General features: G+C 71.9%; 20 protein-coding genes. 6 read left to right on the forward strand and 14 right to left on the reverse strand.

The window, feature by feature from the left end; genetic code table 11:
• Positions 1–258: 258 nt before the first annotated feature.
• A complete protein-coding gene (locus EDD40_RS17500; RefSeq protein ID WP_123743871.1) occupies positions 259–2,277 on the reverse strand; it encodes a cellulose binding domain-containing protein in 2,019 nt (672 codons plus the stop codon).
• 188 nt (positions 2,278–2,465) lie between these two features.
• A complete protein-coding gene (locus EDD40_RS17505; protein WP_123743872.1) occupies positions 2,466–2,840 on the reverse strand; it encodes a winged helix-turn-helix transcriptional regulator in 375 nt (124 codons plus the stop codon).
• 80 nt (positions 2,841–2,920) lie between these two features.
• Between EDD40_RS17505 and EDD40_RS17510 the strand changes: the two genes are divergently transcribed.
• A complete protein-coding gene (locus EDD40_RS17510) occupies positions 2,921–3,331 on the forward strand; it encodes a RidA family protein (RefSeq protein ID WP_123743873.1) in 411 nt (136 codons plus the stop codon).
• Between the two features lie 106 nt (positions 3,332–3,437).
• Here EDD40_RS17510 and EDD40_RS17515 read toward each other — a convergent pair whose 3' ends face one another.
• A complete protein-coding gene (locus EDD40_RS17515) occupies positions 3,438–4,370 on the reverse strand; it encodes a hypothetical protein (protein WP_148088831.1) in 933 nt (310 codons plus the stop codon).
• Between the two features lie 86 nt (positions 4,371–4,456).
• Positions 4,457–5,038, reverse strand: a complete 582-nt coding sequence (locus EDD40_RS17520; RefSeq protein WP_123743875.1) for a vWA domain-containing protein — start codon at positions 5,036–5,038, stop codon at positions 4,457–4,459.
• Between the two features lie 161 nt (positions 5,039–5,199).
• Here EDD40_RS17520 and EDD40_RS17525 point away from each other — a divergent pair, with 161 nt between their 5' ends.
• Positions 5,200–8,130 (forward strand): AfsR/SARP family transcriptional regulator, encoded by a 2,931-nt coding sequence (locus EDD40_RS17525; RefSeq protein ID WP_123743876.1) that lies wholly within the window; start codon positions 5,200–5,202, stop codon positions 8,128–8,130.
• Between the two features lie 50 nt (positions 8,131–8,180).
• Here EDD40_RS17525 and EDD40_RS17530 read toward each other — a convergent pair whose 3' ends face one another.
• Entirely contained in the window at positions 8,181–9,404 is a 1,224-nt protein-coding gene (locus tag EDD40_RS17530; protein ID WP_123743877.1) for a helix-turn-helix domain-containing protein, read from the reverse strand.
• A gap of 108 nt (positions 9,405–9,512) precedes the next feature.
• The gene (locus EDD40_RS17535) at positions 9,513–9,692 is read right to left on the reverse strand and encodes a hypothetical protein (RefSeq protein ID WP_123743878.1); all 180 of its coding nucleotides are present in this window, start codon (positions 9,690–9,692) and stop codon (positions 9,513–9,515) included.
• A gap of 247 nt (positions 9,693–9,939) precedes the next feature.
• On the opposite strand from EDD40_RS17535, the gene EDD40_RS17540 reads away from it, so the two are divergent.
• On the forward strand, positions 9,940–10,839 hold the full coding sequence (locus EDD40_RS17540) for a TIR domain-containing protein (RefSeq protein WP_123743879.1): 900 nt from the start codon (positions 9,940–9,942) through the stop codon (positions 10,837–10,839).
• A 62-nt stretch (positions 10,840–10,901) separates the two neighbouring features.
• Here EDD40_RS17540 and EDD40_RS17545 read toward each other — a convergent pair whose 3' ends face one another.
• From EDD40_RS17545 to EDD40_RS41755, 5 genes are all read right to left on the reverse strand, one after another.
• On the reverse strand, positions 10,902–14,030 hold the full coding sequence (locus EDD40_RS17545; RefSeq protein WP_123743880.1) for an ATP-binding protein: 3,129 nt from the start codon (positions 14,028–14,030) through the stop codon (positions 10,902–10,904).
• Positions 14,027–14,635 carry a hypothetical protein gene (locus EDD40_RS17550; protein ID WP_123743881.1) on the reverse strand — a complete coding sequence of 203 codons (609 nt, stop codon included), beginning with the start codon at positions 14,633–14,635 and terminating at the stop codon, positions 14,027–14,029. Before EDD40_RS17550 ends, EDD40_RS17545 begins: the two co-directional genes overlap by 4 nt.
• A gap of 11 nt (positions 14,636–14,646) precedes the next feature.
• Positions 14,647–16,260 (reverse strand): tyrosine-protein kinase family protein, encoded by a 1,614-nt coding sequence (locus EDD40_RS17555; protein WP_246037714.1) that lies wholly within the window; start codon positions 16,258–16,260, stop codon positions 14,647–14,649.
• Positions 16,260–16,850 (reverse strand): TIR domain-containing protein, encoded by a 591-nt coding sequence (locus EDD40_RS17560; protein WP_123748092.1) that lies wholly within the window; start codon positions 16,848–16,850, stop codon positions 16,260–16,262. The genes EDD40_RS17555 and EDD40_RS17560 overlap by 1 nt, the downstream gene beginning before the upstream one ends.
• A 253-nt stretch (positions 16,851–17,103) precedes the next feature.
• Positions 17,104–17,262, reverse strand: a complete 159-nt coding sequence (locus EDD40_RS41755; RefSeq protein ID WP_170185119.1) for a hypothetical protein — start codon at positions 17,260–17,262, stop codon at positions 17,104–17,106.
• A 130-nt stretch (positions 17,263–17,392) separates the two neighbouring features.
• On the opposite strand from EDD40_RS41755, the gene EDD40_RS17565 reads away from it, so the two are divergent.
• Positions 17,393–18,253 carry a hypothetical protein gene (locus tag EDD40_RS17565; RefSeq protein ID WP_211348195.1) on the forward strand — a complete coding sequence of 287 codons (861 nt, stop codon included), beginning with the start codon at positions 17,393–17,395 and terminating at the stop codon, positions 18,251–18,253.
• An 8-nt stretch (positions 18,254–18,261) separates the two neighbouring features.
• On the opposite strand, the gene EDD40_RS17570 is transcribed toward EDD40_RS17565, so the two are convergent.
• The 3 genes from EDD40_RS17570 to EDD40_RS17580 form a co-directional block, all read right to left on the reverse strand.
• Positions 18,262–18,924, reverse strand: coding sequence for a DUF4097 family beta strand repeat-containing protein (locus EDD40_RS17570; RefSeq protein ID WP_123743882.1), 663 nt, complete (start codon positions 18,922–18,924; stop codon positions 18,262–18,264).
• A gap of 254 nt (positions 18,925–19,178) precedes the next feature.
• Positions 19,179–19,835 (reverse strand): response regulator, encoded by a 657-nt coding sequence (locus tag EDD40_RS17575; protein ID WP_123743883.1) that lies wholly within the window; start codon positions 19,833–19,835, stop codon positions 19,179–19,181.
• Positions 19,823–21,034 carry a sensor histidine kinase gene (locus EDD40_RS17580; RefSeq protein ID WP_123743884.1) on the reverse strand — a complete coding sequence of 404 codons (1,212 nt, stop codon included), beginning with the start codon at positions 21,032–21,034 and terminating at the stop codon, positions 19,823–19,825. The genes EDD40_RS17575 and EDD40_RS17580 overlap by 13 nt, the downstream gene beginning before the upstream one ends.
• Before the next feature lie 292 nt (positions 21,035–21,326).
• On the opposite strand from EDD40_RS17580, the gene EDD40_RS17585 reads away from it, so the two are divergent.
• The gene (locus EDD40_RS17585) at positions 21,327–22,454 is read left to right on the forward strand and encodes a serine hydrolase domain-containing protein (protein WP_123748094.1); all 1,128 of its coding nucleotides are present in this window, start codon (positions 21,327–21,329) and stop codon (positions 22,452–22,454) included.
• Positions 22,455–22,689: 235 nt separating this feature from the next.
• Positions 22,690–23,829 carry a serine hydrolase domain-containing protein gene (locus tag EDD40_RS17590; RefSeq protein WP_211348196.1) on the forward strand — a complete coding sequence of 380 codons (1,140 nt, stop codon included), beginning with the start codon at positions 22,690–22,692 and terminating at the stop codon, positions 23,827–23,829.
• Positions 23,830–23,851: the final 22 nt, after the last annotated feature.

Here is a 23,851-nt window from a genome sequence, read left to right on the forward strand (position 1 = left end):
CCGGAACCGGCGGACTCCGCGCCGATTCACAAATGTGACCGTCGGGCAGGGAAAGCTATTTCCCTTCGGATGTTAGGAGCTGCGACACATCCGGTCAACGCTTGGAATTCGCTTCTCCGCCGGGGGATACGCACTGGTCACACTCGTGAACAAAAGCGACCGGCGGCGGTCATGAATGTGAACGAACAACGTTCGGCGAAACGCCGCTGCCCCCTGTCGACCGCGGTCGACAGGGGGCAGCGGAACAACACACGCCGGTCAGCGGGTGGTGCAGAGCTTCCCGTTCAACGAGTACGCCACGGGCCGCACGTTCGGGCCTTGGTAGCTGCCCACGAACCCGGCCGTGGTCGAGGCGCCCGGCGCCAGCGTCGCGGTGTTGGCCACGGACACCTGGTAGCCGGTCTGCGTCCAGGTGGCGTTCCAACCGCTGGAGACCTGCTGCCAGGTAGTCGGCCAGGTGTAGGTCAGCGTCCACCCGGCGATCGGCGTCGTGCCGGTGTTGGTCACCTCAAGATCGGCCACGAAACCGTTGCCCCAGTTGGTGCTCTCCCGGTAGGTCACCGCGCACGTCGACGTGGCCGGCGTGCCGGTGGTGAAGGTCAGCGGCGGCGAGGACCACGAGACCTTGCCCGCGTTGTCGCGCGCGACCAGGTTGACCGTGTACTCCGTGGCGGGCTTGAGGTTGGCCGCGGTGAACGTCGTGCCGGTGGTCTCGCCCCACTGCTCGGTGTTCGCGCCGTTGACGCGGTGCACCTCGTACTTCACGGCGGCGGGCGGCGCGGGCCAGGACAGCACGGCGGTGCGGTCGGTGACCGAGTCCACCGCCGGCCGGGCGGGCGCGGCCGGGCCGGTCGCGGAGCCGTTCGGCCGGAGCACGAGGGTGGTGATCGAGTACGGCGGCAGGGTCGCCGAGGACGACGAGCCGGTCGCGGACGAGATGCCGGTGTCGCCGTTGGCGAAGGTGAGCACGGTCGCGGCGGCGGCGGGCGAGTAGCCCGCGAACCTCAGGTCGACGGTCTTCGCCGCGTCCGGGTCCTGGTTGATCAGCATCACCGCGAGGCCGCCGTCCGGCCGCCGGGCCGCGTGGCTGCGCACCAGCGGGTCGGTGGAGGCGGTCGTGACGAGCTGGTCGCCGGGGCGGGCGAAGCGGGACACCATCGAGATGGCGTGGTACGGCGCGAACGGCGTGTTCAGCGCGGGCTGGCACGCCGAGCCGTCGGCGGTGCAGTTGCCGCTGGAGAGCAGGCCGTAGTCGTCGTAGTCCGGGTGGCCGGCGATCTCGCGGACCTGCCCGATGCCGTTGTGGACGTTCCACCAGTCCACGTTGAACACGCCCTGGCCGATCATCGTCGCGTAGGCGTCGGCGGCGAACAGCGCGCCCGGCTGGGTGTTGCGGCCGTAGGAGGTGTTCACCTCGGTCAGCGCGATGCCGAGGTCCTTGCCCGCCAGGCGGCGCGACTGCTCGCGCACCATCGCGACCTGGTCGGCCACCCGGTCGGTCTTGGCCAGCACCTGCGCCGCGGTGTCACCGCTGGGGTACCAGTGGATGATGCCGAAGTCGACCACGGGGCCGGCGATCGACAGCACGACCTCGTTCCACGACCCGCTGTCGCCCGCGGCGGCGATGGCGTCCGGCCACTCGCCCGGCGTGGTCAGCACCGCGCCGATCTTGATGGTCGGGTCGACCGCCTTCATCGCCGTGGCGTAGTCGCGGACGAGGGTGGCGTAGTAGGTCGGGCTCTTGTCCGGGTGCTCGTCCGCCTCCCAGCCCGAGCCGTAGTGGCCGTTGCCGTAGTTCTCGTTGCCGATCTCCCAGTACTTCACGCCGTAGTTCTTCTCGACGTTGGCGTAGCGGACCCAGGCCGCCGCCTCCGCCGCGGTGCCGGTGCCGTAGTTGGCCGTGACGATCGCCTGCCCGCCGGCCCGCCGCACGCCGCCCATGAACGTGTCGAAGTCGGTGTTCGGCGCCACGTACCCGCCGGGGGCCGTGTGGTCCGCCCAGTGGTAGATGTCCGAGTACGAGCCGCCGGGGTAGCGCATCGCCTTCACGCCGGCGTCCCGGAGCAGGTCGGCGACGGCGTCACTGCCCAGGTGGGTGTCCCAGATGGCGTGGTTGACGCCCGTGGCCGCCTCGTGCACCACCTCCAACCCGGCCCTGGTGTTGACCGTGACGGTGGCGGCGGTCGGGTCGGTCTGCGCCGAGGCGCCCGCGGTCAGCACGACCTGGGCGGCCACGAGCGCGACGAGTGCCGGGAGCACGGCAGAACGCGGTCTCATAAGAGGTTTCCTCATCGACGGTGATGAACTGGGAGCGCTCCCAAACTGTGCGACGAGCCTGTGACCTTGTCAATCACTCCTCCCTCCGCCATCGTCGAACGTGGGCAAGTGGCCTACGGCCGTCTGCCTTTTCGCCCAACGCGGCCCGGCACCGTCCACGCCGGACGGACAAAGGGGAGGCCGCCGGTCTACGCCTCGGCGTCGAACCGCGCGCGGGCCCGTTCGACGTCGGCCATGGTGACGGTGGTCCACCGCAGGAGGGCGTCGATCAGGTCCTGGAGCGTCTTCCCGAGCGGCGTGATGCGGTACTCCACGGCGACCGGCCGCGAGCTCACCACGACGCGCTCGACCATCCCGTTGCGCTCCAGCCGCCGCAACGTCGTCGTGAGCGACTTCTGCGTCACGACCGGGATCGCCCGGCGCAGCTCGTTGAAGCGCGAGGGACGCCCGCAGAGCTGGTCGAGCACCTGCAACGACCACTTGTCGAGCACCTGGTCGAGCAGCTCGCGGTGCGACGCGGCGATCTGGGGCCCGTCGGAGGTCTGCTGGGCGGTCTCCACCATGACACCTAGTCTCGTTGAAGTTCCCTCCGTGTACCAGGTAGACGTTGGATACCACCGACTACCAGCGTGAAGGACTTCCCGTGACCGTGCGGCTGCTCACCCCCGAGGGCATGTTCCAGCCCGTCCCCTACCACCACGTCTCGATCGGCACGGGCACGCGTCACGTGCACGTCGCCGGCCAGATCGCCCGTGACGCCGAGGGGAACCCGATCGCGACCGGCGACCTCGCGGGCCAGGTCGCCCAAGCCCTGCGCAACACGGCGCTCGGCCTGGCCGGCGCCGGCGCGGACTTCTCCGACGTCGTGCGCCTCCGGTTCTACGTCACGCGCTGGAGCCCGGAGAAGATCGACGACTTCCTGGCCGGCGTCGCCCTGGTCGCCGAGGAGCTGGGCATCCCGCGGCCCTTCCCGCCCGCGTCGCTCATCGGCGTCGACCACCTGTTCGAGCCGGACGTGCTCGTGGAGGTGGAGGCCTCAGCCGTCCTCGACTGACCGCGCGGCGACCTCGGGCCCGCTCCCGGCCTCGTGCGCCGCGATGATCACCGCGACGCACGAGGTGGTGGCCGGCCGGGCGGGTCGCCTCCGCGTCGGGGCCGTCCTACTCCCCCGCCGCCTCCCAGCGCACCCCGTAGGCCAGCCCCGGCATCAGGTGGCGGAACCTGACGTGGATCTCGCCCGCCCGGTCCACCGGGTGCCGGTGCCCGCGGTCGGCCCGGTCGGCCCCGTCGTGCCGGTGCGCGCCGTCCAGCACCCACACGCGCGGCGGCGTGGACGTGCCGCCGAAGCGGACCCTCAGGTCGAGCAGGTCCACCGGGTGCCACGGCACGTGCGCGAAGTAGGACCGCAGCACGTGCGCCGCCGGCGGGCGGAAGCGGATCGCGAAGTCGTGCGAGTCGCCGCCGTCCACCGACGACGGCAGGGCCAGGGTCGGGGTCGGGGTCGGGCCGGGACGGGCGACCAGCGTGCCGCCGTACAGCACCCGCACGTCGAGACCGGGCCGGTCCAGCGGCCGCGGCGGCGTCAGGGCCAGCTCCCGCAGACCGTCCCGGTCGGCCACCACCCGGTGCCGCTCGATCACCTCGGGCAGCGGCCGGTCCAGGGTCAGCACGGTGTGCAGCTCGGTGGTGCGCCAGCCGCCGGGCGGACCGCCCGGCCGGGACCGGGGCACGTCGGCGGCCAGCTCGGCGAGGTGGTTGATGGCCTCGTCGACCCGGCGGCGGACGGTGCGCGGGTCGCGCTCCATCCGCACCGCCGCCCAGTGCACCCGGTCCTGGTAGAGCGGCAGCCGCGCCTCGGCGTCGATGGCGAACGCCGCGAGCGTGGCCAGCCGCAGGTCCGCCGGCAGCCGCCCGGCCAGCTCGGAGAGCCGGGCGGACACCTTCCGGCGGATCGCGCCCGGCGCGTCGCCCTCGCTCACCCCGCAGGTCGCGCGCAGCGTCGGCCCCACCCGGTCCCCGATCCGGCCCGCCAGCACGCCACGACCCTTGCGGAGCGACTTCAGCTCCCGGACCAGGTCCGCGTACGCGTTCATCGCCTCACCCCCGTCGATCTCCACGGTGTTCCGCCGTGCAGGGTGCGGCCGGCCAGTGGACCGGAGGTGGACACATCGTGGATGGCCTAGACGCGGTCCGCGTGCCGGGCCGTCCCGGTCACCGACACCGCCAGCGCGGTGCCCAGGCGGATGCCGTCCTGCCCGAGGAAGACGCGGAACGTGCCGATGCGGTCGAGCGTGCCGCGGTCGACCGCGCCGAGGCCGTAGGCGACCACGGTCGGGCGGGCCGGCCAGGCGGGGTCGGCCAGCGCGGCGAACGCGTCCGGCCAGGTCGCCGGGTCGGTCGGCCGGCCGTCGGAGGTGAAGAACACGACCGGGCGGCACACCCGCAGGCGACGTGCCTTCAGGGCGCGGACGTCGTGCGAGATGGTCTCGCGCAACAACGCGAACGCGGGACCGAAGTTGGTCCCCGCCCGGGGTCTGGACGCGCTCAGCTCCGTCAGCTCCGCCGCCGGCCGCAGCGGTTGCAGCACGGTGGCCACAGCGGCGAACCCGACCACGCAGACCCTGGTCAGCGCCGCCGCCGACGGGTCGGCGTGCACCGCGCCCCGGAACTCCCGCAACCCCGCGTTCACCTCGCCGAGGTGGTCGGTCATCGAGGGCGACACGTCGCACACCACGTAGCAGGGCAGCACATCGGATCCCATGCGTCTCCTCCAACCCACAACTTTGCGGACGGGCCGGAGCGTGCCGGGTGCTTGTCTACCGGCGGTGGACCCGAGGCGGATGCCGACACACATCCGGCCGTTCGGACGACATGCGTCGTAGACATCGAGCTCGCGAACCAGGAGGCGGCGTGGAATTTCGGATGCTTGGTCCGTTGGAGGCGTGGCACGGGAGTGCTCGGCTGCCGTTGGGCGACCAGCAGCAGCGGTTCGTGCTCGTGGTGCTCCTGCTGCACGCGAACAGACCGGTGTCCACCGAGAAGCTGACCGAGATCGTGTGGGGCGGCAACCCCGAGCGCCGCAACCTCGTGCGCGGCTACATCAACAAGCTGCGCAAGGCGTTACAGGGCACGGACGTGGTGATCGAGACGACGCCGACCGGCTACCTGCTGCGGGTCGACGACGACCAGCTCGACACCGTCCGGTTCGACCGGCTGCGCGCGGAGGCGGAGGCGGCGCGGGCGGACGACCCGCGCCTGGCGATCGCGCTGTTACGCGCCGCGGTCGACCTGTGGCGTGGCCGGTTCCTGGAGGACATCGACCACGACCGGATCGGCGGCACGGAGGTGATGTCGCCCGACGACAGCTACTACGACGCGGTCGGCGACCTGGCCGAGCTGGAGCTGGACGCGGGCGACCACCGGTCGGTGCGCGACCGGCTGCGGCCGGTGGTGCGCACCGACCCGGCCCGGCAGAAGCACGCCGCGCTGCTGATGCGGGCGTTGATCGCCAACGGCGACCGGACCGAGGCGGGCCGGGTCTTCCACGCCACCGAGGCGGCGCTGGCCGAGCAGGGCTGGGAGCCGGGGCCGCAGCTGCGCAAGCTCGCCGCCCGCGCGGAACGCGGCGAGCCGACCAGCTCGCTGCCGTCGCGGGAGGGCGGGTTCACCGGTCGGGACGCGGAGCTGGCGGTGGTCGAGGCGGCCGCGGCGACTCCGGGTGAGCGGCGCGCGGTGTGGGTGGGCGGGGCGCCCGGCGTGGGCAAGACCGGCCTGGCCGTGGAGGCGGCGCACCGGCTGCGGCACCGGTTCCCGGACGGGCAGCTGCTGGTGCGGCTCAACGGGTACACGCCGAACGTGTCCCCGATGACGGTGTCGGACGCGCTCGACCAGCTCCTGGGCGAGCTGGGCGTACCGCTCGAGCAGATCCCGGCGTCGGTGAACCGGAAGTTCACCCTGTACCAGACGGAGCTGTACGGCACGCGGACGTTGGTGGTGCTGGACAACGCGCACTCGCCGGAGCAGGTGCGGTCGCTGCTGCCGGAGGAGTCGGGCTGCTTCGCGATCGTGACCAGCAGGCGGGTGGGCGAGCCGGACACCGGCGCGCACCTGCGGCTGCTCGAACTGCCGCCCGAGGACGCGTTCGCGCTGTTCCGCGCGTTGGCCGGGCCGCTGCGGCTGCGCGGCCGGTCGGCGGAGGTCGCCGGAGTGGTCAAGCGGTGCGGGTACATGCCGATGCAGATCCGGCTGGCCGCCGCGCTGTTCCGCCGGCACGACCGGTGGCCGTTGGAGCACCTGCTGCGGCAGTTGGAGGACAGCGGGCCGTGGCCCGCGACCGGCGACGGCGCGGACGGCGCCGCGGTGCGGGTGTCCTACCAGCAGCTCGACGCGGCGCAGCGGGAGCTGTTCCGGCTGTTCGGCCACCTGCCGGGGCCGGACCTGGACGTGGCGGGCGCGGCGGCGCTGGCGGCCCGTGACGTCCCCGGTGTCCGCGCGGTGCTCGACGACCTGCACGAGGTGTGCCTGCTGGAGGAGGTCGCGCCGGAGCGCTACCGGATGCTGGACCCGCTCAAGGAGTTCGCCGCCGCCGAGCCGTCGCCGACCACGCCCACCGAACGCGTGGACGCCCTGCTGCGGCTGCTCGACTTCTACCTGGTCGGCCTGGCCGGAGCGGTGGGCGCGGCCTACCCGTTCGACCGCGCCCACCTGCCCGCCGTGCACCGCACCAGCTGGGTGGTGCCCTCGTTCGACGACCAGCGGCAGGCGACGGCCTGGATCGCGGCCGAGCGGGACAACCTGGTCGCCGCCATCCGCTGGGCCGCCGAACGGGAGCTGCCCGGCCACGTGTGGCGGCTGGCGGTGCTGATCTGGCGCCACTTCCACACCACGAGCCGGTTCGAGGACTGGGTCGAGACGATGGAGCTGGCCTGGGCGACCGTGCGCGCCGTGCCGGAGGAGGAGCACGGCCGCGCCCACGTGCTGCTGCGGCTGGCCACCGCCTACGACCGGCTCGGGCGGTTGGAGGAGGCGTCGGAGCTGGCCACCCGCGCGCTGCCGGTGTGGCGGGGGCTCGGCGACGAGCTCGGCGAGGCGGACGCGTTGAGCATGCTCGCGATCTCCCAGATGCAGCTCGGCCGGCACACCGAGGCGATCGGGCACTTCGAGGCCGCGCTGGAGAAGTTCGAGCGGTGCGGTGACCGGCGCGGCCAGGCGCACGCCTTGAGCATGCTCGGCGTGCTGGGCGAGGAACGCGGCGAGCTGGACCTCGCGCTGCGCCGGCACCGGGCCGCCGTGCCGCTCCTGCGCGCGGTCGACCACCGCCAAGGGCTGGCGCACGCGTTGAACAACCTGGGCACGGTGCAGCAGCGGCTGGGGTTGGCGGACGAGGCCCTCGACGCCCACCTGGAGGCGCACGACCTGGCCGTCGAGCTGGGTGACGACTGCCTGGCGGCCTACGCGCTGAACTACACCGCCAACGTGCACCGGTCACGGGGCCGGGTGGCCGAAGCGGTGCACTACCACGAGCGGGCCAGGGCGGCGGCGGCCGACGTGGCCAACACCGACCTGCGCACCCGGCTCTTCCTGGACCGGGCCGCGACCGCGCAGGCGGGCGGCGACCGGTCGGGCGCGCTGCACGCCTACCGCGCGGCGCTGGACCTGGCGGCGGGAGCCGGGAACCGCGGGCACGGCGCCCGCGCCCACCACGGCGTCGCCCGGGCGCTGCACGCGTTGGGGCAGCACACCAAGGCCGCCGAGCACTGGGACGCGGCGGAGGCGGAGTTCGTCGCGCTCGGCCAGCCGGAGGCGGACGAGGTCCGGGCCGAGCACGCGGGCCTGACCTGCGCGTGCCGCTGAGCCGCGCCGCGTCCGGCGGGTCGCCTGCCACCGCGACCCGCCGGACGCGGTCAGAACCGCTGCCGCAGCACGCGCCGCAGCTCGGGGTACACCTCCCGGACCGCGCCGTGGTTGTGCCACCGGCCCAACGTCCGGGACAGCTCCCGCAGGTCCGCCCGCACGGTCGCCGAGTCGACGTGCGCCACGTCGTCCAGCGTGCCGGCCAGCGTCACGCAGCTCTGGTCCACCTCACCGGCGAGCGCGAGGGCGAGCGAGCGCCGGGTGCCGAACCTGGCCCGTGACCGGCGGGACGTGGCGGGCAGCCGGAGCAGTTCCCGCTCCAGCACGGTCGCCGAGTCCGCGGTCCGGCCGAGGTCGCACAGCGACCAGCCCTTGGCGAGTTCCGCCGGGTCCGGCGCGGTCGAGCCGAGCACCGGGTACGCCCCCGTGTCCGCGGTGGACCGGTCGAGGAGGTGGGCGGCGCGGTCCATCGCGCGGTCGAAGGCGCCGAGGTCGCCGGCCAGGGCGTGACCCTGCGCCTCCCGGCGCGCGGCCAGACCCCGGGTCCGGGCGCTCGCCCGGTCGACGACCTGCGCCTGCTGGGCGAGCCCGATGGTCTCGGCCGAGTCCTGCCGGTAGAGCGCGAGCCCGGCCTCCCGGACGAGCGCGTAGCTCACGATCTCCCGGTCGCCGCCCGCCCGCGCCAGCTCGGAGGCGTGCCGGGTCCACGCCAGCGCGCCCCGCTCGTCGCCCGCTTCCTGGTTCATCCACCCCGTGTACTCGGCGATGCGCGCGGCGAGCAGCAGCAGCCGGGACCGGACCGGCTCGGCGTTCTCGTGCGCGAGCGCGTGCACCGTCCGCAGCAGGGCGACCAGCGGTTCGAGGACCACGACGGGGCTCGTCTGCATGCCCAGGGAACGCAGGTGCTCGAACGAGGTCCGCATCCCCGCCACCACCCGCTCGTCCGCCGCGGGCCGCGGGCCGCCCGCGAGCGCCATGCCGAGCACCGTGCCCGTGCCGGCGACCAGCACCTGGCGGCGGTCGAGCGCGAGCCCGGCGCCGGCGGCCCGCTCGACCGCCTGGTCCCGTGCCGCGCGGGCCGCCTCGATGAGGCTGCCGCCCGCGTCGAGCACGCTGTCGCACAGCCGCGCCATGGTGTCGTGCGGCGCCTTCAGGTCGTTCTCGACCTTGCTGAGGTGGCCTTTGCTGTAGTGCACGCGCTTGGCCAACTGCCCTATGGACAGACCCGCGGCCACGCGGCATTCGCGGAGTAATTCACCAAATGATCCGGTCACCTGAGCCTCCTGGTACGGCTGACGTCCGAGTACACCACCGCGCCCGGTCCGGCGCAATCGCCCGGCCGGCCACGGGAATTCCGCGGCCGGCCGGGCGCATTCCTGCGGTCAGCCGTACCACGGGTTGCCGTCGGGCCCGACGGTGAGCGTGGTGGTCACCGGCGGCGGGCACTCCTCGAACGACGAGGCGGACGCGCCGCCACCCGACGCGAACACCGCGATCACGGCGCCCAGCACGGCCAGCGACAAACCGGCCCCGGTCACGAACTTGGACGTGTTTTCAGACATGGCGAATCCTCCACAGGAATCGGTGAACAATCTTGAGGGGCATTTATTCGAACTCTCTCGCCCTCACCAACAATGATTCACCGACGTACTGCGGGTGGCCAGGTGTTGCCCGTTTCCCGACGGCGCGGGCAACGGGCGACGGCAGGCATCCACTCCTCGTCCACTTCTGGTCGACATCCGGTGCGGATGCTGTGCCCGCAGATCAGGACAACCGGCCGCCGGGCCGGTCGGACAGGGAGGTTCGGTCGTGAGCGAGTACGACGTCGCCGTGTCGTTCGCCGAGGAGCAGCGCTCCGCCGTAGAGGAGGTGGTGGAGGCGTTCCAGCAGCGCGGGCTGACCGTGCTGCACGGGCCCGAGCAGACGCACGAGTGGTGGGCGCGCAAGGAGGGCGGCGACCTGCCGGACGCGCGGGTGCGGTTCTTCGTCCCGTTCGTGTCGGAGGTGGACGACTTCACCACGGCCGCGCTGCGCGCGGTCAAGGCCGGTGACGAGCACGTGCTGCCGGTGCTGCTCGGCGACGTGGCCGTGCCGCCGGACCTGCTGCACCCGCACGTCGCCTACGTGCGCGGCACGGCGGCGGACCGGCTCACCGAGGCGCTGACCGCCCGGATCGAGGCGGCCGAGGCCGTCGGTCGGGAACGCGCGCCGGTCAGCGAGGTCGTCGCCAGGGTCAAGGGGGTCGCCCCGCAGGACGAGGAGGTCGTCGCGGAGCCGGTCGTGCCCGCCACCTTCAGCCGCTACGCCGAGCAGGACGCGACGTTGCGCTACCTGGGCGCGCAGTTCGCCGCCGCGTTGCCGGGGCTGGAGCGGCGCGGGCTCGTCGGCACCGCGCACGTCGGCGAGACGCGGATCGCCGTGCGGGTGGAACGGGCCGGTGACACCGTGTACGCGCTCGACATCCAGCGCGGCGGGATCGGCGGTGACGAGACGGTGAACTTCGTGGTCGGCAGGCAGGACGGGGTCGCCGCGCTCACCAACGGCTGGGCGCGCCCGGTCTACGACACCGGCGTGGGCGCGGCCGTGCTCGAAGTGCACGACTTCTCGGTGCTCGGCGGCAGCGGCTCGACCCGCGCCTACCGCCGGGAGGAGCTGTTCACCGCGCTCTGGCAGCGGCTCGACGAGGTGCTCGCCTCCACCGTCGGCTGACCGCGCGACGAGACGCGCTCCCCACCCTTCGCGGGCGGGGAGCGCGTCTCGTCGTGCCGGGGTCAGTCCCGTTCTTCGCGTGCCCGGTCGAGCACCTCTTCCAGCCGCAGCGGGCTCGGCGGGTGGTGGCTCAGGCACAGCGGCGTGCGCATCAGGCGGAACCCGAAGTCCTCCGCCGTGACGTAGAACCGCCCGCGGCCCAACCGCGAGATGTCGCCGACCGAGCTGCCCTTGGCCCTGGCCATCTCGTTCGCCGCCGCGACCTGCGTCGGGCTGTTGAGCCTGCCGAAGAACTGCGTCGTCGCGTTGCCGACGACCTGGTTGTGCACGCCCTTCGGCGCCTGGGTGGCGAGCAGCAGCCCCAACCCGTACTTGCGGGCCTGCGAGGCCAGCAGGATCGTGGTCCGCGTGCTCGCCGTCTGCCCGGTCGACGGCGCGATCGTCTGCGCCTCGTCCATCACGACCAGGCCGCCGAGGGGCCGGTCCACCGCCGGGTTCCGCTTGATCCAGGCGAAGACCTCCAGCTGGAGCTGGCTGACGAACCCCTGCCGCTGCTCCTCCGACGGCAACCCGATGAAGCTGATCACCGAGATCCGCGCCCGCTTGCCCGGCGTCGGGGTGAGCAGCACGGCCGGGTCCGTCGGCTCGCCCGTGCCGCCGAGCAGCGGGTCGTTGACCATCGCGGCGCGCAACGTCTCCGCCAGGTCCGCCGCCGTCGCACGGGCCGTGCTGAGCTTGCTCACCCCTTCCGGCAGGTCGTCCAGCACGTCGATGAACGCCGACAGGTCCCGGCCGTCCGAGCGGGCGTAGTGCGTCAACGCCTCTTTCAGCACCGCCCGGCTGCGGGCGGCCGACTTCGAGTCGCCGCCCGCCTTGGCGTGCGGCACCAGCCGGGCCAGCGCCGCCTCGACCGAGGCGGCGAACTCGTCCACGTCCCCGCGCACCTCGGCGAAGTCCGGCAGCGGGTGGAAGCTGAGCGGCCGGCCACTGGTGCGACCGGGCGTCCACACCACCACCTCGGTGTTCTCGAAGTACTCGGCGGCGGCGTCCGCGTCACCCGGCAGCCAGTCGTCGGGCGGCACGGGCCACGCGTCACCGAGCCGCGCCAGGTCGTTGTTCGGGTCCAGCACGATCGCCGACACCCCCCGCAGGGCGCACTCCTCGACGATCCGCCGCAGCAGCACGGTCTTGCCGCTGCCGGAACCCGCGAAGACGATGGCGTGCTTGCGCAGCGATTCCAGCTCGATCCGGATCGCGCCGTCCATGCCGAGCACCAGCTCCGTCGGCGACAGCGGCTCACGCGGCGCCGCGACCTGCCGCGGTTCCGGTTCCCCGACCGGCGGGGGCCGGGTCTCCTGGTGGCCTGCCGCGGACCGGTCGGACCCGGACCTCTCCGACCCGGGCAGCACCTCCCGCAGGAACGTCGACCGGCTGGCCGGTTTCCGCGCCACCAGCCAGGACAGCAGTTGGTGCGTCTGCGAGGACAGCATCTCCCTCAACGCGCTGAACGTGCGCAGGTCGTCGTCCGAGATCTCCACCCACCGACCACCGGCCTGCTCCAACCCGGCGACCTCGGTCCTGGTCACCTTGCCGGCCCATCCCCCGTCGCCGTTGCGGAGCAGCACCAGGTGCCGGTTCTGCACCCCCAACCGCGCCGCGTCCCGCACCTTCCGCATCCGGTTCAGCACGGAACGCCCGTGACCACTGGCGATGAGCCGGAACCCCCACCGCTCGTCGGTGTCGAGGTCCTCGTTCAGGGTGCGGCGCAACCGGGCGTGCAGGTCGCCGCCGCCGTGGAGCTGCTCGGCCTGCCACTCCATGTCGTCGTTGCCGACCTCGTTGATCCACGACTTCAACCCGGCCAGCAACAACCCCGGCATCACCTCGTCCTCGTTGTGCTGCTTCAACCCGGCCGCCGTGATCTCCGCCTTCTCCCGCAACCGCTCGAACCGGGTGTCGAGCTCCTGGAAGTAGGCCGGCTCCGTCCCGTCGTCCTCGGCCGGCGGGGGCGGCTCGATCGACACCTCGGTGAACGACCCCAGCTCCCGGATGTCGCCGTACAGGCAGGACTCGGCGTGCGAGTGGATGCGCTGGAGCATCTGCCGGGGTGTCTCGGGCACCCACGCGTCACCGAACGCGTCCGGTGACACCGGCCAGGTCGGGTGGGGCGGGGTGAACTCGATGCGCTGGTAGATCACGCCGAGCCAGCGACTCACCAGCTCCTTCCCGATGCGCGCGTCGAGGATCGAGTTCAGGAACGGGGTCGGGGTGAACCGGTCGGTGACCGTGTCACTCGCGATCTTGCGCAATTGCGACCACGTGTGGGGCAGGCACGCCACGATGGACAGCGTCCGCCTGGTCGTCTCGCGCAGTTGCATCAACCCGTCGGACACCAGCGCGAGTTCCTGGGCCAGCTCGGTACTCGTCCCACCCTCACCGGTGTGGTCCAGGCTGAGGTTGATCAACGTGTCCAGCTGGTCGACCGCGACGACGCTCGGGCCGGTCAGGGCGAGGATGTGCGATATCTCCCGCACCAGCGCACGCGGTGACTTCAGCTTGCCCTGGAGTCCCCAGTAGCGGCGTTCGTCGCCGATGTCCTCACCGCCCCGGAGGTGGGCCAGGCCGATGTCGAAGTGCTCGGACGCGTAGAGCACCAACGCGCGGATCGTGTCACCGCACTCGACCACGACCTGGCTGTCCAGCCCTTGCAGGTGGTGGAGGAACCGGCGCAGGTCCTCGGGGGTGAGCGGCGCGTCGCCCATGATCGGCCCCGCGGTCACACCGGGCACACCGGCCCGCTCGCACAACTGGCGGAGGAGAACCGTGAGCTGGAGTTCGCCATCATCTGTGGTCCGGCGGAGATCCCTGCGCATCGCATCGGCGACGTCGTTCCAGAAGTCCGCGGCCGTGGTCAGCTCGACCAGGAAGAAGTAGCCTCCCTGCCCCTGCACGATGCGCCGGACCGAGCCCAGCATGTGGGTCTTGCCGGCGCCCTTCTGACCTTGGAGCACCAAGCCGATCGGGCTGGAAGCGGTGCTCGCCTTGGCGTCCGCGATACCAGCCCTGATGCGGCGCTCCGCGTTGACGTGCAGACCTTCGACGTGCGAGGGCGAGGTCTGCCAGACGTCGTTCGGCGTCTCGGCGGAGTTGAAGCGGAGAGCGGCCAGCGCCTCGCGTTGCCGCTCCGTCATGATTCCTCGATCGCCATGAGGTGCTTGTCCTCGCTGCCGATGCGGATGGCCGCGGCGTGGTCGACCTCGGTCAGCACCTTGCGGTTCGACTCGGGCACCAAGTGGACCTCACCGGCCTTGAACATCCCCAACAGGACCGCGTCGACCTCTTCCTTGTCCGCGCCGTTGAGCTCGGGACGCAGCTTGGCCAGGCGGACCCAGTCCTGCGGCTTGACCGACAGGGCCAGGTAGGCGGCCCGGATCACCGACTCCAGGTCAGCGCCGGAGCGGATCACCTCCGCCAGGGTGCCCCGCCTCTTGTGGTACTGGATGAAGCGCTTCAACACCGTGAAGTGCGCCCGCGACAGCGGACCCGACTTGGACGGCGGATCGCCCGCGGCGAGGTCGTCCATGCACCAGGAGATCCCCTCGTCGGTGATCCGGTGCCAGATCCGGCGCTTCTCCGTCCACGACCGGAGGAGGCCGAGGTCGTTCAACCGATCGCGACCGTCCTTCCCCAGCCTCACCTTGAGCTCGCGGTCGAGCTCCACGTTGGGCACGTCCCGGTCCGCCAGCATGAGCATGATGAGCGCTGCTCGTTCGTCGTTCCCGAACTTCTCCGGCATGGTGCCGCCTTTCAGTCGGTGGACGCGTCGATCCGACGATCGATCCGGTCCAGGAGGGTGGTGATGTCGGCCAGGAGGCCTTGGGACGCGATGGCCTGACCGTCGTCCGCGTGCGGCTTGGACAGCACGCCGAGGTCGACGGAGAAGTGCCGCAGCGCCGCCAGGTCTCCGTTGTCGAGGGCAGTCGACATGTCGTGCACGGTCTGCTCGACCAGCGACAACCGCCCGACGGACGGCAGCCGGTCCGGGACGGCGCGCAGCGCGGACGCCGCGTTCCGCAGCGCTTCCCGGTCCCGGTCGCCCTCACCGACGGGCGTGCCGGTGATGAGGTCGTGCAGTTCCCGCGCCACACCGGGCTCGAACCTCAGGTACCGCAGGTTGCGCAGGAAGCCGGGCAGGTTGGCGGGGTCGGTGTCGTCGGTCAGCACGCAGAACAGCCGCCGCTGACCACCGTCCGGGCCGATCGTGTGCCGCAGGAAGCGCTCGACCTCGGTGACCTGCCACCGGCTCAAGGTGCCGTCCACGACGAGGCACAGGTGTTCGGCGAGGCCGCTGGTCCGGTCGAGGATCTCCAGGTCACCGGACGACGACCGGGCGGCCTTCACCCCGAGGCCGCGCAGCTCGTCGACCAACCGGTCCGCCACGTCCAGCGTGGACCGCGGGCTGGACACCAGCAGGTCCAGGTCGAAGTCCTGGCGGCGGTCGCGCGCCGACGCCACGTAGGCGTCCCGGTTGTCGGCGAGCAGGTCGGTGCGGTCGAACTGCTGCGCGAGCACGGCCGCCACCGTCTCCAGCGCGAACGAGACCTGGCCCGCCGATGGGATGGCCTCCTGCAGCACGCACAGCTGCTCGCCGAAGCTCCAGTGGGAGACGTAGGGAACCGTGAAGTGCCGCAGCGCGAGGTCTTCCGACATGCCCTTGACCAGCCAGTTGCCGAACAGCGGCGCGACGACCTCGGCGCACCGGCGCTGCCACTTCTCCGCCTGCTCGTACTCCACCCGGTTGTCCAACCGCGACAGGATCGGCAGCACGAGGTGTCGAGGCCGGTCGTAGGGCAGGCGGTCGCGGGCGTCGTCGGCGCGGTGCACGACGTCCACCACGTCTTTGAGGTTCTGCTCGTTGGCGGTGAACAGGACGGCGAGCCGGTCGGGCAGCTGCGCCGTGCAGATCCCGGCGATGTCGGAGATGCCGGTGCGGCTGTCGATCAGCACGAAGTCGTAGTCCTCGATCCACTGCTCCCGGCAGCTCTCCAGGAAGTCGGCGAACCCGCGTCGGTAGAGGTCTTCCCAGTCGATCCGCTGCATCCGCTCCAGGTAGGAGCCGTCGTCCCGGCCCGCGGCCAGCAGCGCGAGCGTGTTGCCCTCGACATCGATCCGGACGGCGTGCGGACGGGGCTCCGTCGCTCCCGCGAGGAAGTCGTGGGCGAGGTCGATCACGCCGCCCTCGGGTTCCTCGGACATCACCGACCTGAAGTAGTGGTGCAGGCCAGGTGCTTCCAGGTCCCAGTCGACGGCGAGCACCCGGTAGCCCCAGCGGGCCAGCAGCACGGCCACGTTGGCCAGCGTGAAGCTCCGACCCACACCGCCCTTGTAGGAGTAGAACGTGATGACGGTCCCGGTCGTCATCAGAACCTCGGCAGCGGAACCGGCGGGGGGAGCACGGGATCGGGCGGGTCCACGTCCGGCCAGTCGTCCCGCCAGGGCGGCACCTGGTGCAGCAGCTCGACGAGGTCGGCGGCGACCCGGTTGACCTCGCGGTGGAAGTGGATGAACTCGCGGGTCTCCTGGTAGGGCGGGTCCGGGTTCGCGAATTCCTTGAAGTTCTGCCAGGACCGCTCCTTCCCTTCCGGCGGGAAGTTGTCCGAATCCGAGTAGAGAATGGGGTAGATCAGCCCCATCGGCTGACCCGGGTTGGCTATTCCCAGCACTTTCTCCCTTTCCAGCATGCTGTACCACTCGGCTCTGCACCACCTCGACTGGAAGTAGTGCGGTGTCAGCAACTGGATCATGATCTTGCTGTGCCGCAAGGCGTGCTGCAGACTGGACGGCCAGTGCACGGCACGGGACATCGTCCGGTCGACGTACACCGTCGGCGTGGGCGCCAACTGGTCGGCCAAGCACTCCAGGAGCTTCTGGTGGAAGTGGTTCAGCAGCCATTTCTGAACACTGCCGCGACGGGCGTAACTGATGAACAAATCGAACTTGTAGCCGGACACGCGGCAGATGATATGCAGCAGTCGAGCGCGAAAAACAGACAAAAAAGTGGGCAATAAGACCCGGACGGGCCAAAAAGTGGACAAACACAGCACTCCGCCCCGCTGGGTGGCGCCCGGCGGGGCGGAGGCGGTCGGTGGCGGCCCGTGGGAGGGCTGCCGTCAGGTCGGCACTTGGACTCTTCGAGGAACTGCTCGTGCTTCGTGTTCTTCAGGTGGTGGCGAACCGCTCAGCCGGCCACGACGCTCGAACCCCTCACCAGGCGCCGGGCTGCCCACGTCCCGGTCCGGCGTAGGTGGCCGAGTCCGTCTTGCAGGTCATCCGCGCGTCGACCGCGATCATGATGGTGCCGAAGGCCGCGGCGCCGGTCCCGAGGAAGATGAGCGCGGCGCGGACAACCCGGAGAAAGATCACACCGGCAAGCTGACGCGCCCGGTTCCGCACGTCCCGGCATTGCCACATCCCGCACCGCGCAACCGCTACCTTCACCTCGCACGCCGCCGGACGGCCCACCGCTCCGGCCCACCGAGCGACTGGACGGGCAGTGAGCGAGTACCAGTACTACGAGTTCCTGGCGATCGACCGGCCACTGGACGGTGACGAGCAGGCCGAGGTCCGAGCCGCCTCCACCCGGGCGACGATCACCGCCACCAGCTTCGTCAACGAGTACCACTGGGGCGACTTCAAGGGCGACGCGGACTCGTGGATGGAGCGCTACTACGACGCTCACCTGCACGTGACGAACTGGGGCACGCGTCGCGTGATGTTCCGCCTGCCGAGCGACCTGCTCGATCCCGAGGTCGTCGACGAGCACTGCGTGGACGACCAGGTGACCGCCTGGACCGCGGCCGGGTCCACCGTGCTCGACTTCGTCAACGAGGACCACTCGGGCGAGTTCGACTTCGACGAGGACGCCGAGACGTTGCTGCCGACGATCGTCGGCGTCCGCGCCGAACTGGCCACCGGCGACCTCCGGCCGCTCTACCTGGCGTGGCTCGCCGCCTACGGCACCTGGGAACGTGACGAGGACGCCTTCGGCCGCGAGGCCGACGACGACCTCGAGCCACCGGTCCCACCCGGGTTGACCACCCTCACCGCGTCCCAGCGCGCCCTCGCCGACTTCCTGCGCCTGGACGACGACCTGCTCGCGACCGCCGCCCTGACCAGCCCACCGCTCACCGAACCGGCCACCACCCCGGCCGCCCTGACCGCTTGGGTGAAGGCCCTGCCGTCCGCCGAGAAGGACCGGATCGTCGAACGAGTCGTCCTGGGCGAGACCACCCGACTGCGGCTGCACTTGCAGCGCCGCTTCCGCCAGGACACCGCGCCGGCCACCCCGAGCCCCGCTCGCCGGACCGTCGGAACCCTCCTGGACGACGCGGCCCGCCGCCGAACCGACCGGTGAGGGGCGACTCACAAGCTGCGGGCCGTGATGTCGCCGTAGGTGGTGGTCGCCTGGATGGCGAGCCGGGCGCCGGCGCCTTCGGTGTTCTTGAGCGCGTTGTGGATGCGGCCGTAGGACGTGCCGGCGTCCAGGGAAGCCGACCCCGCGGCGCCGACCGTCACGTCACCGGCCTCGGTGCGCAGGACCACCGCACCGGCCACCGCCTCGGTGATGCGGATGTCGCCCTTGCCGGTGCTGATCTCGGCAGGTCCGGCCAAGTGGCCGACGGTGACGTCGCCGGCGAGCAGGGCCAGCCGGGCGCCGGCGACCTCGTCGAGCGCCACCAACCCGTGCGCACCGACGATGTCGACGTCGCCGAGCCGCCCGGTGGCCTGAACTTCCGCACCGGCCACCTTCGCCTCCACCCGCGACCCGGCGGGCAGGTGGATCGTCACGTCGACCGCCCCGGAAGGACCGAAGTACTGGTTCTTCACCGGAGCCACCACCCGCAGGACACCATCCCCGAACTCGACCGCGACCTGTTCGGCCGCCTTCACATCGCGCCTCTTCGCCCCGTCCACCGCCTGAACCTCGACCACGGTGTCGTCCCGCTCGGCCGCGACAACCCGAACCCGCCCGGCGGGGACGTCCAGAACGGCGGCGATCGGGGCGGGCGTCTCGAACTTCCGCATGGCAATCTCCTCGACTTCGTCGACCGTCCCCCCGTCGGGGACGATTCCGCCAGGACCAACCGCATTCGCCGGCCTGACCACGTCCCTAAGATCACCTGCCGCCCTGACACCACCCAGCCACCGTCCTGACACGCCTCTGACACCCCTTGAGGTGGCCGACGCCCCGCAACGCCGCCCGCGGACGAAGTCACCACCGTCGTTCTGCCCGCCCAAGCGCGGCACGGTGATGCCCGGCAGGACCGACCCGGCGGCGTTTACTTCGGTCCGCTGCCCTTGAGGTAGCGCAGGACCGCGGTGACGCGCCGGTCCGCCCGGTCGTCCGGTGCGAGGTCGAGCTTCGCGAAGATGCTGCGGATGTGCTTGTGCACCCCGCCTTCGGTGATGACGAGCCGCTCGGCGATGGCGGTGTTGCCGAGTCCTTCCGCCATGAGCGCGAGCACGTCGCGTTCCCGAGGGCTCAACCGGCCCAGCGCACTGGTGTGCGGGTTGCGGGCCAGCAGCTGGCCCACCACCTCGGGGTCCACGGCGGTGCCACCGCCCGCCACCCGGTGCAGCGCGGTCAGGAACTCCTCGACCCGTCCCACCCGCTCCTTCAGCAGGTAGCCGAGCCGGTCGGCGCCCGCGGCGAGCAGTTCGGTGGCGAACGCCTGCTCCACGTACGCCGAGAGCACGAGCACCGCCAGGCCGGGCCGACGGCGTCGCGCCTCGACGGCGGCCACGATCCCCTCGTCGGTGTGGGTGGGCGGCATGCGCACGTCGACGATGGCGACGTCCGGCTCGTGCTCTGCCACTGCCTCCAGGAACGATCCCGGCGTGTCGGTGGTGGCCACCACGTCGAGCGACTCGGCCCGCAGCAGCAGCGCCAACCCCTCCCGCAGCAGCGGGTCGTCCTCCGCGATCACGATCCGCACGGCAGCTCCACCCGCATCGTCGTGGGCCCGCCGGGCGGGCTGTCCAGGGTGAAGCGCCCGTCGTACGCCTCGACCCGTCGGCGGATGCCGGACAGGCCCGACCCGCCGCGTTCGTCCGCGCCACCGCGGCCGTCGTCGCCGATCCGCAGCAGCAGCCGATCGCCCTCCCGGCCCACCGCCACCGCGGCACTGGCCGCGCCGCTGTGCTTGGCCACGTTGGAGAGCGCCTCGGCCACCACGAAGTACGCGGTGGCCTCGACCGAGGCCGCGCACCGGCCCGGCACGTCCACCACCACCTCGCACGGCACGCCGCAGTCGCCGGCGAGGCCGGCCAGGGCGTCGGCGAGCCCGCGGTCGGCCAGCACCGGGGGCAGGATGCCGCGGACCACCGCGCGCAGCTCGGCGAGCGCCTGCTCGGCGGCGTCCTGGGCGCGGTCGAGCACCGCGACGGCGGCGGCCGGGTCCCGGTCCACGGCCCGCCGCGCGGCGCCGAGCAGCACGGTCACCGCGACGAGCCGGTTCTGCGTGCCGTCGTGCAGCGACCGTTCGATGCGGCGCAGCTCGGCGGCGTGCGCGTCGAGGGCGGCGGCGCGGGTGGCGGTCAGCTCGGCGACCCGCAGCGAGAGGTCGGTGCCCGCGGGAGGTGCCAGCAGGTGTCGGCCCGGCCGCTCCTGCGCCCGGACCAGCGCCGGCCCGAGCACGACGATGAAGACGGCGCAGAACACGCCGGTCAGCGCCACGGCCAGCGCGCCGGTGAGGTCGGTGACCGCCCAGGAGATGAAGCTGGGGGTGTTGTCCTCCGGCGGCAGCAGGTGGTACCAGAACGGGTACGTCGCGTTCTGCAGCGCCGTGGCCGGCATCGCGAGACCGAGGAACCCGGCCGCCAGGCCGACCGTGGCGTGCAGCGGCAGCCAGGCCAGCTCACGCCGCACGGTCACGTCACGCAGCGCGGCGACCACCTGACGCGGCACCGGGCCGGGGGTGAGCACGTCGAGCCGGGCCCGTTCCCGGTTCGCGGCCACCCGCAGCGCGCGCAGGGCCGCGGGCAGCAGGAGAACGCCCACACCGACGCAGCTGAGCAGCGCGACCACGCCGAGCCAGAGGAAGACGGCCACTGCGAGCAACGCCGTGCCGAAGCCGCCGACCAGGCGCGCGACGACGTCGAACGACGCCCGCAGGCGCTTGCGCACCCGTGCCATGCCACCTCCCCGGCCGAACCTTATCCAACCGGCACAACCCCGCAGTGGACCCGAGCCGACCTACGCGTCACGTCCAGAGCCGCCGCAACAGAGCGGCCTGGGCCCGGGGGGTGCCACCACTACTCCGGTTGTCCAGCGGGCTGGATTGTCCGCGCGGGCGGAGGTGACCAGCCTGGGTCCGACCGGTCGTCGCAGGACCGGCGTCTGCCGAACCCAGGAGTTGTCTGCCTTGTTGGTGTCTTCTTTCCAGAGAGATCGAACTTCGTCCTCCCGGTATCGCCGTGTGGCCGCCATGACGGCGGCGGTAGCGGTCGCCGCGGGCGCTTTCACGTTCGCCGGCCCGATCCCCGCCGCCCACACCGCGCCCCGTGGCGTGATCCAGCAGGGCATGGACAGGCTCGTCGGTGTCGACCGGCACCCCGGTGCGCTGGCCGCCGTCCGGGACCGGCACGGCCGGACCCGCCACTACACGGCCGGGGTCGGCGACCTGCGGACCGGTGGCGAGGTGCCGACGAACGGCAGGGTCCGGATCGGCAGCGCGAGCAAGATGTTCGCCTCCGTCGTCGTGCTGCAGCTCGTCGGCGAGGGCCGGGTGGAGCTCGACGCCCCGATCGAGACGTACCTGCCGGGTCTGGTGCGGGGCAAGGGCATCGACGCCACCCGGATCACGGTCCGCCAGTTGCTCCAGCACGACAGCGGCCTGCCCGACTACACCGACTCGATGTTCAAGTCCGCAGGCGACTTCCTCCCGTACCAGCACGTCTACCTCGAACCCCGCGCACTGCTCGACCTGGCGAACGCCAGAGATGACGCGCGTGCCGCCGGCAGCGGTTGGTCCTACAGCAACACGAACTACCTCCTGGCCGGCCTGATCGCCCAGCGGGTGACCGGACGCCCGTTCGACGAGCTGGTCACCACCCGGGTCATCCAGCGGGCCGGTCTTCGCGACACGTACGCGCCGGGGGTCGGCGAGGAGGAGATCCGCGGTCGGCACCCCAGGGGTTACCAGCGCGACCCGGCGACCGACGAGCTGCTCGACTTCACGCGGATGGACCCGAGTTGGGGTTGGGCCGCCGGCCACCTGATCTCCACGCCGGACGACCTCAACACCTTCCTGCGCGCGCTGCTCGACGGGAAGCTGCTCAAGCCGGCCCAGCTCGCGCAGCTGCGCACCACCATCCCGACCCGCCCGGGGTCGGACCTGGGGTACGGGCTCGGCGTGTTCAGCACACCGTTGAGCTGCGGAGGCGTCGCCTGGGGCCACGGTGGCGACATCCCGGGCTACTCGACCGTCGACGCGGCCACCGACGACGGTCGCGCGGCCACCATCGTGGTGACCTCGCTCAACGGATCGGTGAAGGACGAGTCCGTTGCCGCGGACCGGGCCGCGCTCCTCGACACCGCGCTGTGCGCGAACTGAAGCCCGAGCAAGAGGGCGGAGCCTGCGCCTGTCAGGCGAACGCGTGTCCGGGGTAGTGCCAGCTGTACCAGAGGTGTGCAGTGAGCGGGCTCGTAGCGCGCCGTGGCGGTCGCAACACTGTGCGAGTCAGTGCAAAACGTCCAGTGGGGAGTGTCCCTTGTCGAAGGATTTCAGCCGTCCGACCGAAAAACGCCCAGGTCGTCGACGTCGCGCGGTCGTCGCGGCGGTGGCGGCGGTGGCGGTCGCCGGACTCGCCGTGACGAACGTGGCGTCGGCGGGCGCGGCGGACGGCAGGTCGAGGCCGGCGCACGACAAGGCGTTGCAGGCGGACCTGGAGGCGCTGGTCGCCGACGGGTCGCTGCCCGGGGCGCTGATGTCCGTGCGGAACCGGGACGGGCGGGTGACGAACTACACCGCCGGGGTCGGTGACCTCCGGACGCGGTCGAAGGTGCCGACGGACGGCTACGTGCGGATCGCCAGCAGCACGAAGATGTTCACCGCCGTGGCGATCCTCCAGTTGGCCGACGAGGGCAAGCTCGCGCTGGACGACACGGTGGAGAAGTTCCTGCCGGGTGTGGTGCGGGGCACCGGCGCCGGTGCGGCGGTCGACGGCAGGACGATCACGGTCAGGCAGCTGCTGAACCACACCAGCGGGATGACCACCGAGATGCCCCTCATGCCCCGCGGGATCCTGCCGATCAAGGACCGGTACTTCGACGCCCGGGAGTTGCTCGACGCCGCGTTGACGCAGGCGCCGACCTACGGCCCGGGGCAGGACAGGGCGTGGGGGTACAGCAACGCCGGGTACGTGCTGCTGGGCCTGGTGGCGCAGAAGGTGGCGGGACGACCGTTCGCCGAGGTCGTCACCGAGCGGATCATCAACCCGATCGGTTTGAAGGAGACCTACTACCCGGGTCCGGGCGACCGCGACATCCGTTCCCCGCACCCCCAGGGCTACCTGCCGGCCAGGGACGACGCGGGCAAGCCGACCGGCGACCTGGTCGACATCACCCGGTTCGACCCGTCGATCGCCGGTGCCGCGGGACAGATGATCGCCACTCCGAGCGACGTGAACAAGTTCCTCGTCGCCCTGCAGGGCGGTCGGCTCCTCAAGCCCAACCGGCTGGCGGAGATGCGTCAGACCGTGAGTGCGCCCGGCTTCCCCGAGGGGTGGCGGTACGGCCTGGGCACCATCGAGATGAAGCTGAGCTGCGGCATCACCGCGTACGGGCACGGCGGCGACGCCGACGGCTTCCAGACCCGCACCGCGATCACCCCCGAAGGACGGGCGGTCACCGTCGCCGTCACGAACGACGAAGTCGGCCGGGGTGAAGTCCTCACCTTCTTCGACAAGGCCCTGTGCGCCAAGGAGTAAGAGCCGACCGGCCGGTGCGCTG

It is taken from the genome of Saccharothrix texasensis, assembly GCF_003752005.1.
Lineage (GTDB): Bacteria > Actinomycetota > Actinomycetes > Mycobacteriales > Pseudonocardiaceae > Actinosynnema > Actinosynnema texasense.